The following is a 10,371-nucleotide window of genomic DNA, read 5'->3' as shown; positions in this document are numbered from 1 at the left end:
CGCCCCGGCCGGCGGAGCCCGGAGCGCGCGCCCCCGCCGGTCGGACCTACGCTGGTCTCCACGGGGGTCGCGCGGTCTTACGGGAGGTGCGTGTGCCATGGCGGAGCACGACGGCGGTCCGTCGGCGCGGAACCTGGAGGAGGGCCGGCTCCTGAAGGAGCTGGAGGCCATCCACCGCACGCGCCACGAGACCCTGCTGCACGGGTCGGACGACGCGCTGGCGACCCACACGCAGCGCATGGACGAGCTGGAGCGCGAGTACGTGCGCCGCCATCCGCAGCGCGCCCAGACCGCGGGCCGCACCCGCTCGGGCGCCCGGGCCCGCGCGGGCGGGGAGTGACGGGGGCCGGGGAGCGATCCGCTCGCTCGGGCGGACCGGATCGCGGACGGCCCGGCGGGGCGCCCGCGGCGGTCAGGCTCCGGCGCCGCTCCGGTCCGCGGTGGCGTGCTCGTCCTGCGGGCCGTCCGTGGTGTAGCGGATCCGGGCCCAGAGGGGCAGGGCGAACCAGCACAGCAGGTACCAGGCCATGACGCCGGCCACGATCCACGGGACGTGGTCGTCGTGCGTGGCCACGCGCAGGATCAGGAAGAGCGCGGAGGTCAGCGTGGCCAGCAGCAGGACGATGCCGAGGAACGTGAGCCGCGAGGCCCAGGCGACGGCCTGGGGCTTCATGCGCCGGCCCGAGACGATGCGGTGGAAGGCCACGGGCCCTATGAGCGCGCCCGTGGCCATGGAGCCGAGGATCACCGTGACGATGTAGATCGTCTTGTCGGTCGGATCCAGCCCCTGGAAGTGCGGGGTGAAGACCACCGTCAGCAGGAATCCGAAGAGGATCTGCACACCGGTCTGGGCGACGCGTATCTCCTGGACCAGCTCCTGCCACTGCCGGTCCGCGCGTTCCTCCGCGCTCTCGTTTCTGCCGTCGTCCTGCATGGCACGCCTCCCCATTCGGTGTCTTCGCTGGTCGGCGTCTACCCGGGCGCCGCGGGGCCATGCCCGGAGGGGGTACGTCGGGACGATCTCCCGACCTCGCCGCCCCAGACCTCCCGTCGCACGGCCGTTCGGTTCAGAGTTGCCTCAAGTGAGACATCTTTGTATCGTTCGAGGCGAAGGAGGCTCATTCGACATGGTGCACCACGAAGAACTGCTCGACGGCGCCGCCCGCGTCCTCGCGGGCGACCACAGCGCGTCGATGGTCCAGATCGCCGCCGGCATCGGAACCAGCCGCGCCACGCTGAGCCGCCGCTACGCGACCCGCGAGGCGCTGCTCAAGGCCGTCGCGGTCCGGGCGATCCATGTCGTCGACGGCTGCCTCGGCCCGGTCGACCTGCCGGACACCGCCGACGGGGCCGCGTTCGACGCGGCCCTGGAGGACCTGGTCGTCGCCCTGCTCCCGGCCGCGCACCTCTACGGGTTCACCACCCGGGACGCCACCGTCCTCGCCGACCCCGAGTTCCGGGCCGGCGTGGACCGGCAGGACCGGCGGGCCCTGGCCTTCCTCGCCCTCGGCCAGCGGCTGGGCCGGCTGCGCGCCGACCTGCCGCCGTACTGGATCTGGTACTCGCTCTGGGGCCTGCTCGACGCCGCCGCCGAGGGCGTCCGCGACGGACACCTCGCCCCCCGCGAGACCGGCCGCCTCGTGCTCACCTCCTTCCTCGGCGGTGCGCGGCCCGCCGAGGGGCCGCGGGCCGCCGCGCCCGGCGCGCCCTGATCCCGACCGACCCGAACACCCCGTGCACGACCCCAGAACGGAATCCCATGCACACCCCCACGCAGGACCCCCGCCGGTGGATCGTCCTGGCGATCCTCTCCGGCAGCCTCCTGCTCATCTCCATGGACACCACGATCCTCAACGTGGCCTTCCCCTCGCTCGTCGGCGACCTCCAGCCGGGCGCGGTCCAGCAGCTGTGGATCATCGACGTCTACGCGCTCGCCCTGTCCGGCCTGCTCGTCACCGCGGGCGCGCTCGGTGACCGCTGGGGCCGCAAGCGGCTGCTCATGGCGGGCTTCGGCATCTTCTCCGTCGCCTCGCTGATCGCCGTCTTCTCCACCGAGGCCTGGCACGTGATCGCCGCCCGCGCCCTCCTCGGCATAGGCGGCGCCGCCATCATGCCCGCCACCCTGTCGATCCTGCGCAGCGTCTTCACCGACGCCAGGGAACGCGCCTTCGCCCTCGCCGTCTGGGCCGCCGTCTTCGGCGGCGGCATGGCGTTCGGGCCGGTCGTCGGCGGCCTGCTGGTCCAGGACTACGGCTGGCACTCGGCCTTCCTGCTCAACCTCCCCGTCGCCGCGCTCATCGTCGCGGCCGGCCTGCGCTACCTCCCCGAGTCGCGTTCCGAGCGCAGCGCCGGAGCCTGGGACTGGTGGGGCGTCGGCCAGTCCATCGTCGGCATGCTCGCCCTCGCGGGCGGCATCAAGCAGCTCGGCAAGAGCGGCATCGCCGACCCGCTGCCCTGGGCCCTGCTGATCCTGGCCGCCGTCGCGCTGACCGTCTTCGTCCGCCGCCAGCTCCGCCTGGACAACCCGCTGCTCCAAGTGCGGCTGTTCGCCAAGCCCGCCTTCAGCGTCGCGGCCACCGCGATCTTCCTGCCGATGGTCGGCATGGGCGCCATCCTCTTCCTGGTCACCCAGTGGTTCCAGTACGGCCAGGGCTACACGCCGCTGGAGGCCGGCCTGCGCCTGCTGCCGGCCCCGCTCGCCCTGATCTGCGCGTCGATGGTCGCCCCCGCCCTGATGCAGCGCTTCGCGATCCGGCACGTGCTCGGTGCCGGACTGGTGGTCCTCGCCGCCGGAATGGCCCTGCCCTGGACCTTCCAGCAGTTCACCGACCTCGGCTACCCGGCCTTCGCCGTCGCCCTCACCGTCATGGGCCTGGGCGCCGGACTCGCCACCACGGTGGCCTCGGTCACCCTGATCTCGGCCGCCCCCGCCCACGAGGTCTCCAGCGCCGCCGCCATCGAGGAGACCTGCTACGAGCTCGGCTCGGCCATGGGCGTGGCCATCCTCGGCTCCACCGCCGCCGCCCTCTACCGGGGCAATCTGCCGGCCCTCGACCTCGACGGGCCCTCCACGGCCGCCGTGCGCGACTCCGTCGGCGAGGCCGCCCACACCGCCGAGCGGCTCGGCGGCGCCGTCGGGCAGGCCCTGCTCGACACCGCCTCGCACGCCTACACCCTGGCGATCACCCCGGCGTTCCTGCTGGCCGGCGTCCTCGCGGTGGCCGCGGCCGCCACCACCTGGTCGCTCATTCCGCGCGACCTGCGGCCGACCGAGAACCACTGACCGGGGCCGTGCGCAGCACCGGGGCGGCCGGCGCCGGCCCCAGGGTCGTGGTGCCGGGCGCCGCCCGGTGGCCCAGCCCGGTGCGGTAGGCGTCCAGAGCGGCCTCGGTGCGGCCCGCGCGCCGCAGCAGGTCGCCCAGGAGCCGGCACAGGTCGGCCAGGTCCCCGGTCGCCCCGCTGCGCTCCAGCAGCGCCAGCGCCCGCACGTAGTGCTCCTCGGCGGCCTCGGCCTCACCGCGCTCCTCGGCCATCAGGCCGAGGAGCCGGTGGGCTCCGCCCGCGTGGACGGCGCCGTGACGCTCGCCCAGTTCCACCACCTCGGCCAGCAGCCCGGCCGCCTCCCCGCACCGCCCCAGCCGGCGCAGCACGTCCGCCAGCTCCACCTCCACCTGCGCCGTGTACAGCGCGGCGCGCCGCGCGGAGAGCATGTCCCGCGCGGTGCGCAGCTCCCGCTCGGCCGCGACGAGGTCCCCGTCCTGCGCCTGCACGTAGCCGCGCATCCAGTGGCAGTGCGCGAGGTCCGTCCGCAGCCGCAACTGCCCGTAGATCGCCTGCGCCTTGGCCAGCGAGGCGTCCGCGTCGGCCAGCCGCCCCTCGGCGAGGAAGGTCCGCGCCACCTGCCGGTGCATCCCCGCCACCAGCGCCGGATCCTCCACGTGCGGGGCCAGGGCGAGCGCGAGCTCGGCGGCGTGCGCGGCCCGGGCATGGGCGCCCATGTCGATGTAGGGCCCGATCACCGCCGCGTACAGCAGTACCAACGCCTCGGGATCGCCGAGCCCGCTCGTCCCCAGCTCGTCGATGGCCGACTCCAGCAGGTGGCAGGCGTAGCGCAGCTCCCCGGCGAGCAGGTGCGCGACGGCCCGGCCGCGGACCGCGCGGGCCCGGCGGGGGAGCGGCTCCGCCGCGAGCAGTCGCTCCGCCTCCTCGAACTGCCCTATGGCCTCGCCGAGTTCACCGGCCTCCAGGGCGCAGTCGCCCAGCCCGAGCCGCGCCTCCGCCTGCTCGGCCACGAGCTCCAGCCGTTCGGCGTCGGCGAGCAGCGCCCGGTAGCGGTCCGCGGCCCCGCCCGCCTCGCCGCGGGCGAGGTCCTGCTGCGCGTCGGCGAGGGCGAGCCGCAGCTCGGTCGCGAGGTGGGCCGGGCGGCCGGTGGCCAGTTCCTCGTACGAGGTGCCCAGCCGGTCCGCGAGGAAGCGCAGCGCGGTCTCCGAGGGGCGCACCCGGCCCGACTCCAGCGTGGAGATGTACGCGGGGGTGTAGGCCGGCTGCGCCAACTGCTTCTGCGTCAGGCCCAGTTCCGTGCGCATGTGGTGAACACGGCGGCCGATGCGGGCCGGTTCGTCCATGAAGACCCCCAGGAGGTGCGAACTCCCCTTCGTCCAAGGGGAGCAGGCCATTGCGCACCGTCCGCGCGCCCCCTAATTTAAGCAACTGATTCAGCGTGCTTACACCCGCACTCAACTCCTTCATCCGGTGAGGACCCCGTGGACCCAGTCAGGCGAACCAGAAGGGCGGGGCGCTGCGCCGCCGCCGTCGTCGCGGTGTGCGCCGCCGCGGCGCTGTCGGCCGCCGGGCCCGCCGGCGCGGCAGCGATCCCCGCCGCGGCGGCCGGGCCGGGCGCGGCGCGGGTGCAGGTCGAGGTGCCGGGACCCGAGCACGGCGAGGCGGCCGGATCGGGCCGCGTCCTGGTGCCGCGGGTGCCGTCCGGCGGCCGGACCGCGGCCGCGGGCCGGCTCTCACCGGCCGAGCGGGCCGCGGACGGCGGGGTCGCGAAGCTGATCGACAACGGCCCCGCGGCCGACCGGCTCGACGTGGTCGTCATCGGCGACGGGTACACGGCCGGCGAACTGGCCCGGTTCCACGACGACGCCCGCGAGAAGTGGGCCGAGGTCACGGCCGTCGAGCCGTACACCACCTACCGCGACCTCTTCAACGTGTGGACGGTCGACGCGGTGTCCCGCGACTCGGGCGTCTCCGGCGACCCCGACCCGGCCACCGTCCGCGACACCGCGCTCGGCTCGTACTTCTGGTGCGAGGACATCGAACGGCTGCTCTGCGTCGACCAGCCGAAGGTCGACGCGTACGTGGCGAAGGCACCGGAGGCCGATCTCGTCATCGTCCTCGCCAACAGTGCCAAGTACGGCGGGGCGGGCTACAACGAACCCAGCGCCACCCTCGGCTACGAGGGCATATCCACCGCCTCGGCCGGCCACCGCCACGCCAAGTCCGGTCAGGTCGCCATCCACGAGACCGGCCATTCGCTGGGCAAGCTCGCCGACGAGTACTTCTACCCGGGCGTCCCCGACTACGAGCGGTACACGGGTCCCGAACCGGCCGACTCCAACACCAGCACCCTGCCGGCCGACCGGATGGCCGCGCAGCAGGCCAAGTGGTACCGCTGGCTCGGCGAGCAGTCGCCCGACGGCGGCACGGTCGGCACCTACGAGGGCGGCGGCTACTACGTCGGCGGCCTGTACCGCCCCACCGACGGCTCCCTGATGCGGGTGCTCGGCAAGCCCTTCAACCTGCCCGGCGTCGAGGCGATGATCGCCGGCTTCCACCGGCACGCCCGGACCGCCACCCCGCTCACCCCGGTCGACCGCACCCTGCGCCCGCGCCACACCGCCAGGGTGGCCGTGCCCCGGCTGGCCGGCGCGGACGGCCGGCAGCTCGACGTCCGCTGGTACCTCGACGGCCGGGAGCTGGGGCGGTTCGCGGGCCGGACCGAGGTGCGGGTGGCGGACCTGTGGCTGTTCGACCTGCGCGCGCACCGGCTCGCCGTGACGGTCCGCGACCGCACCCCCTCCGTGCGCGATCCGGAGGCCGCCCGCGGGCTGACCTCCACGGCGCAGTGGTCCGTGCGGCTGTAGCCGACCGTCCCGGGCGCGGTGACGCGACGGCCGGCCGCGGCCCCCGGAGGGAGCCGGCGGCCGGCCGGTGTCGTGGTGGCGGCGCGGGTCAGACGCGGCGCCAGCGGGCCATGGCCCAGGAGAACAGACCGAACAGGACGAGCCCGGCCGCGACCGCCACGAGCAGCCACGGGCCCGCCGGGGTCTGGGCGAGCGAGCGCAGGGTGTCGTCCATGCCCTTCGCCTGGCCCGGGTCGAACCGCACCGCGGCGTACACGACGAAGCCGCCGGCCGCCGCGAAGACGGTGCCGCGGGCGATGCCGCCCGCGATGCCGAGCACGTCGACGGCCTTGCGGGCGCCCTGCGAAGCACCGGTCATCGCCAGGTGCTTGCGGAAGGTGCGCCGGGCCGCCTGGACGGCGACCACCACACCCGCCACGGCTATCGCCACGCCGGCCGCGCCCACCCACCACTGGCCGCCCGGCAGTTCCATCGCCTTCGAGGTCATGTCCCGCGACTGCTGGTCTCCGGACTGCCGGTTGCCGGCGCCGGCCGCGAAGGACAGCACCGAGAACGCCACGACCCCGTAGAACACGGCCCGAGCCGCGGACGTCGCCCGCTTGGACGCCTTGTCGCCGTCGGGACCGGCGGCGCCGAACACCGCCTCCGACAGCCGCCACAGCATCATGCACACGATGCCGACCCCGACCGCCCACACCAGCACCTTGCCGAAGGGCTGGGCCGCGAGCTCCTGCAACGCGCCCTGGCGGTCCGCCTCCTGGCCGCCGCCACCGAACGCCACCCGGACGGCGAGTACGCCGATGAGCACGTACAGCACACCCCGCGCCACCAGTCCGCACCGCGCCGCCACCTCCCGGCCGGTACCGCCCCGGGACGCGGTCCGCACGCCTCCGCGTGCCATCGCGCCGCCCTCGCGCGCCACTGCGCCGCCCACGGCGCTCAGACCTCGCCGCGCCAGGCGCCGGTCTCGGCACCTCGCGTCTCGATGAAGGCCTTGAAGCGCTTGAGGTCTCCGGCCACCTGGCGCTTGACGAAGCCGAGCTTGTCCGCGGTGGACTCCGCGATGCCCTCGGGCACCCAGTTCACGTGCACGACGATCTCCGTGGTCGTCGCGTCGACCGGCTCGAAGGTGACCAGCCCGCCCTGGCGCGTGCCGGCGCCCTCGGTCATCCACGCGACGCGCCGGTCCGGGAGCTGTTCGGTGATCCGTGCGTCGAAGGTCCGCTCCACGCCGTTCACGTTCGTCACCCAGTGCGTGAGGGTGTCGCCGCGCTGCTCGACCCGCTCGACCCCCGCCATGAAGGACGGGAACTCCTCGAACTGCGTCCACTGGTTGTAGGCCGTCCGCAGAGGGACGTTCACCTCGACGTGTTCCTCGACGTGCGACATCGGGAAACCCTTCCTTCCGTCCTGTCCGTGCGGCCCCGGACGCCCCGGAGCACCGGGCCGCCCGGCCCGCCTGCCGGTTGCTGTGAACACCCGGCTACCCGGACTCGGTTGCTCCATGCTCCGCACGGGGGAGCGGCCGCGAGCGGCCGGTGGCCGCCGCGGGGATGTCGCGGCGGCCACCGGCCGCGGAGGGAAGGGCTTCGGCCGAGGGGGGCTAGAGCGGGTCCATGCCCCGGTCGTCGAGCTTGCCCTCCTGCTCGCTCTGCGCCTGGAGCCGGCGGGCCTTGTCGCGCAGTCTGCGCTTCTCGTCCGCGTCGGTGGACCGTTCGGCCGCCTCGTTCAGCTCCTGCGCCTTGGCGCGCAACTGCCCCGACCGTCCGCGGGCCTCGCCTGCATCGCTCATGATCACTCCTTGTGTGCCGTGGGGAGAGCGGGCGACATCAGGACACCAGCACCACCGTCCACCCGCACCTCGAACCCTCACCGAGCGTGACCGCCCCCGGCCGCCGGGCCGCCCAGGGGCGCGGTGAGGGTGAACAGGGCCCCGTCCGGGTCCCGCAGCGCCACCCAGCGTTCGGTGGCGTCGGAGGTGACGTCCGAGACGGTCCGGCCCCCCAGCGCCACGGCCTCCTCGACCGCCCGCCGCAGGTGCGGGACGCGGAAGTGGACGTGCCAGCGCGGCCGGGCGTGCGGGTCGCGGGCGGCGCGCTCGACCGGACCGCCGTCGAGCCGGGCGACGGGCTCGCCGCCCTGCCGCAGGACCACCCTGTCCTCCTCGTACGAGACCTCGCAGCAGCCGGAGCGCCCCGTCGCCCACTCCAGCACCGCGCCGTAGAAGATCGCCGCGTCGAAGGCGTCGCGGGTGCGCAGTTCCAGCCAAGCCGGCGCCTGGCCCCGGCCCACCCGCCAGTCCGCCGAGACCGCGCCCTCCCAGATACCGAAGACCGCGCCCTGCGGGTCGGACACCAGCGCCGCGCGGCCCCCGGAAGCGAAGGACACCGGGCCGACCGCGATCGTCCCCGTCCGCTCGCGGACGCGGTCCGCGGCCGCGTCGGCGTCGTCGACGGCGAAGTACGGGGTCCAGGCCACCGGCACGGCCAGGTCCGCCGCGAGCGCACCGATGCCCGCCACCGGCACCCGGTCCAGCTCGGCCACCGAGAACGCCTCGCCGAGCCGGGTCCGCCGGTAGCTCCAGCCGACGACCGCCCCGTAGAAGCGCTGCGCCGTGCCGAGGTCGCGCGCCATCAGGCTCACCCAGCACGGAGCTCCGAAGACCTCCTTCGTCGACATCCTCACGGCTCGCTCCGTTCGTCCCGCGCGGGGGCACACGGTCCCATTCTCGTCCTTTTCGGGACGGAACGGGGGACGGTCCTGCACCGGCGGTACGCGGCCCGGGTCAGACCACCGTCACCGGGTGGCGCACCACCGCGTCGAAGAGGTAGCCCTGCGTGTTGTACGCCGCCGTCGCGGGCTGGGTCCGGCCGCCGGCGTCCGTCGCCCGCGCCAGCAGGGCGGCCGCGCCCGTGGTCCGCGGGGTCCACGGCAGCGACCAGCGCACCCAGCCGCCCCGCCGCGGCGCGTCGTGCAGCCGGGCCCGCTGCCACCGCGCACCGCCGTCCGTGCTCACCTCCACCCGGTGCACGGGCGCCGCACCCGACCACGAACGGCCGGTCAGCAGCCGGGTCCGGTGCACCGGGACGCTCGCCCCGAGCTCCAGCTCGAAGGCGCTCTTGAGGGTCTGCCGGGTCAGCGGGGCGCTGCCCTCCGCCGGCTGGTCGGGCCCGAACAGCCGGTACAGGTCGGTGTTCCACGGCGAGTACAGCGGCTGTGCGCTGACCTCGATGTCCCCGACCCACTTGATCGACGAGATCCCGATCCAGTCCGGCACGACCACCCGGACCGGCCCGCCGTGGTCGGGCGGCAGCGGTCCCCCGTTCATCTCGTACGCCAGGATCACGTCGTCCAGCGCCTTCGAGACCGGCAGCGGCCGCCGCACCCGCCCGAGGTTCACCCCGTTCGCCACCACCTCGTCGTCCAGGCCGCGCGGCAGCACGTCCACCGCCGCGCGCGTCACGCCCGCCCGCCGCAGCACGTCCGACAGCCGGGCCCCGCGCCAGCGGGCCGAGCCGATCGCGCCGAGGGTCCAGGCGGTGCCGGTCACCTGCTGGCCCTGCTGGGTGGTGTAGAAGCTGCGGCCGTTGCCGGCGCACTCGATGAACAGCGTCCGCTCCACCGCCGGAAGGGACCGCAGCCGGTCGTAGGAGAACTCCACCGGGCCGGCGGCCAGCCCGTCGCCCCACACGTTCAGCCGCCAGCCGGCCGCCTCGACGCGCGGGGTGGTGGTGTGGTTGCGCACGAAGAACCGGTCCACCGGAGTCAGCGGGCCCGTACCGCGCAGGGCCGCGAAGTTCGTCTCCGCGTTGGTGCCCCGGACCGTGAACAGCTCCGGCGGGAGCGGCTTCACGATGCCGGGCGGCGCGACCGGGGCCGCCGCCCGGGCCGGACCCGAGCCCGGGCCCGGTGCGGCCGCGTCCGGCGCGCCGTGCGCGGACGCCGCCCCGGCCGGGCCGGAAGCGCCCGCCGTCAGGGCGCCGGCGGCCGCGCCGGCCGCGAACAGCCTCAGCAGGTCGCGCCGGTCCACCCCGGCGGAACGGGCGCGGCCGCGCGCCCACTGCCGCAGGCGCGCACGGTCGTAACGGCTCTCGTCCGACAGGTCGACGGGCATGGCGGAACACTCCTCGGTCGCGATTCCCGACGGACCGTAGGAGCCCGGCCCCACCTGCGGGAACCTCCTCGACACGATGGCCACGAACCTGCAACACCGCCGCAACGG

11 protein-coding genes are annotated in these 10,371 nt (G+C 75.0%); 4 read left to right on the top strand and 7 right to left on the bottom strand.

Going from position 1 to position 10,371, the window contains the following annotated elements:
* Nucleotides 1-97: 97 nt before the first annotated feature.
* Entirely contained in the window at nt 98-340 is a 243-nt protein-coding gene (locus CP968_RS02690; protein ID WP_150516445.1) for a DUF6158 family protein, read from the top strand.
* 72 nt (nt 341-412) lie between these two features.
* Here the strand turns inward: CP968_RS02690 and CP968_RS02685 are convergent, their stop codons facing one another.
* Complete coding sequence (locus tag CP968_RS02685; RefSeq protein WP_150516444.1) at nt 413-934, bottom strand: DUF6328 family protein; 522 nt, start codon at nt 932-934, stop codon at nt 413-415.
* A gap of 193 nt (nt 935-1,127) precedes the next feature.
* On the opposite strand from CP968_RS02685, the gene CP968_RS02680 reads away from it, so the two are divergent.
* Together CP968_RS02680 and CP968_RS02675 are read left to right on the top strand one after the other, a co-directional pair.
* Nucleotides 1,128-1,712: a TetR/AcrR family transcriptional regulator gene (locus tag CP968_RS02680; protein ID WP_167536749.1), complete on the top strand. Its 585-nt coding sequence runs from the start codon at nt 1,128-1,130 to the stop codon at nt 1,710-1,712.
* A 47-nt stretch (nt 1,713-1,759) separates the two neighbouring features.
* Nucleotides 1,760-3,283 carry an MFS transporter gene (locus CP968_RS02675; protein ID WP_150516442.1) on the top strand — a complete coding sequence of 508 codons (1,524 nt, stop codon included), beginning with the start codon at nt 1,760-1,762 and terminating at the stop codon, nt 3,281-3,283.
* On the opposite strand, the gene CP968_RS02670 is transcribed toward CP968_RS02675, so the two are convergent.
* Nucleotides 3,246-4,625, bottom strand: coding sequence for a helix-turn-helix domain-containing protein (locus CP968_RS02670; protein WP_150516441.1), 1,380 nt, complete (start codon nt 4,623-4,625; stop codon nt 3,246-3,248). The genes CP968_RS02675 and CP968_RS02670 overlap by 38 nt on opposite strands.
* A gap of 138 nt (nt 4,626-4,763) precedes the next feature.
* Between CP968_RS02670 and CP968_RS02665 the strand changes: the two genes are divergently transcribed.
* On the top strand, nt 4,764-6,149 hold the full coding sequence (locus CP968_RS02665; RefSeq protein ID WP_373303970.1) for a M64 family metallopeptidase: 1,386 nt from the start codon (nt 4,764-4,766) through the stop codon (nt 6,147-6,149).
* 88 nt (nt 6,150-6,237) lie between these two features.
* Here CP968_RS02665 and CP968_RS02660 read toward each other — a convergent pair whose 3' ends face one another.
* The 5 genes from CP968_RS02660 to CP968_RS02640 all read right to left on the bottom strand — a co-directional run bounded on the left by CP968_RS02660 (nt 6,238) and on the right by CP968_RS02640 (nt 10,263).
* Nucleotides 6,238-7,050, bottom strand: a complete 813-nt coding sequence (locus tag CP968_RS02660; protein WP_150521669.1) for a DUF1206 domain-containing protein — start codon at nt 7,048-7,050, stop codon at nt 6,238-6,240.
* A gap of 38 nt (nt 7,051-7,088) precedes the next feature.
* Entirely contained in the window at nt 7,089-7,538 is a 450-nt protein-coding gene (locus CP968_RS02655; RefSeq protein ID WP_150516440.1) for an SRPBCC family protein, read from the bottom strand.
* 214 nt (nt 7,539-7,752) lie between these two features.
* Nucleotides 7,753-7,941: a DUF6381 family protein gene (locus tag CP968_RS02650; protein ID WP_150516439.1), complete on the bottom strand. Its 189-nt coding sequence runs from the start codon at nt 7,939-7,941 to the stop codon at nt 7,753-7,755.
* Between the two features lie 77 nt (nt 7,942-8,018).
* Nucleotides 8,019-8,828: a VOC family protein gene (locus tag CP968_RS02645; RefSeq protein ID WP_229885867.1), complete on the bottom strand. Its 810-nt coding sequence runs from the start codon at nt 8,826-8,828 to the stop codon at nt 8,019-8,021.
* A 106-nt stretch (nt 8,829-8,934) separates the two neighbouring features.
* A complete protein-coding gene (locus CP968_RS02640; protein ID WP_150516438.1) occupies nt 8,935-10,263 on the bottom strand; it encodes a sulfite oxidase in 1,329 nt (442 codons plus the stop codon).
* Nucleotides 10,264-10,371 lie beyond the last annotated feature (108 nt).

The sequence above is a fragment of the Streptomyces subrutilus genome (genome assembly GCF_008704535.1).
In the GTDB taxonomy this organism is placed as follows: Bacteria; Actinomycetota; Actinomycetes; order Streptomycetales; family Streptomycetaceae; genus Streptomyces; species Streptomyces subrutilus.
Note: the sequence above shows the minus strand (reverse complement) of the source record. Positions and strands in the feature narration are given on the sequence as shown.

What these genes read in the sequence shown, in the direction of transcription:
- CP968_RS02655 (WP_150516440.1), bottom strand. Translation starts at nt 7,538, where the DNA reads ATGTCGCACGTCGAGGAACACGTCGAGGTGAACGTCCCTCTGCGGACG.
- CP968_RS02685 (WP_150516444.1), bottom strand. Translation starts at nt 934, where the DNA reads ATGCAGGACGACGGCAGAAACGAGAGCGCGGAGGAACGCGCGGACCGG.
- CP968_RS02680 (WP_167536749.1), top strand. Translation starts at nt 1,128, where the DNA reads ATGGTGCACCACGAAGAACTGCTCGACGGCGCCGCCCGCGTCCTCGCG.
- CP968_RS02675 (WP_150516442.1), top strand. Translation starts at nt 1,760, where the DNA reads ATGCACACCCCCACGCAGGACCCCCGCCGGTGGATCGTCCTGGCGATC.
- CP968_RS02670 (WP_150516441.1), bottom strand. Translation starts at nt 4,625, where the DNA reads ATGGACGAACCGGCCCGCATCGGCCGCCGTGTTCACCACATGCGCACG.
- CP968_RS02690 (WP_150516445.1), top strand. Translation starts at nt 98, where the DNA reads ATGGCGGAGCACGACGGCGGTCCGTCGGCGCGGAACCTGGAGGAGGGC.
- CP968_RS02660 (WP_150521669.1), bottom strand. Translation starts at nt 7,050, where the DNA reads ATGGCACGCGGAGGCGTGCGGACCGCGTCCCGGGGCGGTACCGGCCGG.
- CP968_RS02640 (WP_150516438.1), bottom strand. Translation starts at nt 10,263, where the DNA reads ATGCCCGTCGACCTGTCGGACGAGAGCCGTTACGACCGTGCGCGCCTG.
- CP968_RS02645 (WP_229885867.1), bottom strand. Translation starts at nt 8,828, where the DNA reads ATGTCGACGAAGGAGGTCTTCGGAGCTCCGTGCTGGGTGAGCCTGATG.
- CP968_RS02650 (WP_150516439.1), bottom strand. Translation starts at nt 7,941, where the DNA reads ATGAGCGATGCAGGCGAGGCCCGCGGACGGTCGGGGCAGTTGCGCGCC.